At 46.0% G+C, this 882-nt stretch carries 1 protein-coding gene; it reads right to left on the bottom strand.

Translation table 11 applies throughout. The features are described 5' to 3' along the window. A partial coding sequence (locus A3739_RS23895; protein WP_197472533.1) for a 2-isopropylmalate synthase occupies positions 1–882 on the bottom strand: 882 nt, incomplete at both ends.

Genomic DNA, 882 nt, shown 5'->3' with positions numbered 1-882 from the left:
CTTGCCCAACACCAAACTATTCGTATGCCAGCCCACTGCTTCTGCCTGCATAATTTCGTAGGTTTCGCGATGCTTTAACACGCCGTCTTGGTGAATACCCGACTCATGAGCAAACGCATTAGCACCAACAATCGCCTTATTTGGCTGCACAGGGAAACCTGTAATTGACGATACTAATTTAGAAGCAGGTACAATTTGCGTCGTATCAATTCCAGTCTCTACATCAAACAGGTCAGAACGAGTGCGCACAGCCATCACGACTTCTTCAAGCGATGCGTTGCCCGCACGCTCACCTAAGCCGTTAATTGTACATTCAACCTGACGAGCACCTTGAGCAACTGCAGACAATGAGTTCGCAACCGCCAATCCCAAATCATTGTGGCAGTGAACAGAGAAGATAGCCTTGTCAGAATTTGGAATACGCTGGATCAATTGGCCGATCGTATTGCCATATTGTTCGGGAATCGCATAACCAACTGTGTCAGGAATGTTAATCGTAGATGCGCCCGCATCAATTGCGGCTTCAATGATACGACATAAAAAATCAATCTCTGAACGACCAGCATCTTCGCAAGAAAATTCAACATCATCAGTATGTGAGCGCGCTCGTTTTACTGCGCGAACAGCTTGCTCAATGACAGCATCTGGTTCCATCTGAAGCTTATACTTCATATGAATGGGAGACGTAGCTATAAACGTATGGATACGCGAAGCATTTGCCCCCTTCAGAGCTTCTGCAGCGCGATCGATATCTTTATCTAGCGCTCGAGAAAGACTACATATCCGAGAATCTTTTACCGTATTTGCAATCGCTTGCACAGCACCGAAGTCAGCAGAACTTGCAATCGCAAAACCTGCTTCAATAACGTCGACTCTCATTTT

This window comes from Oleiphilus sp. HI0067 (assembly GCF_001635735.1).
The sequence above is the reverse complement of the archived record's forward strand: the minus strand, read 5'-3'. Positions and strand labels throughout refer to the sequence as shown.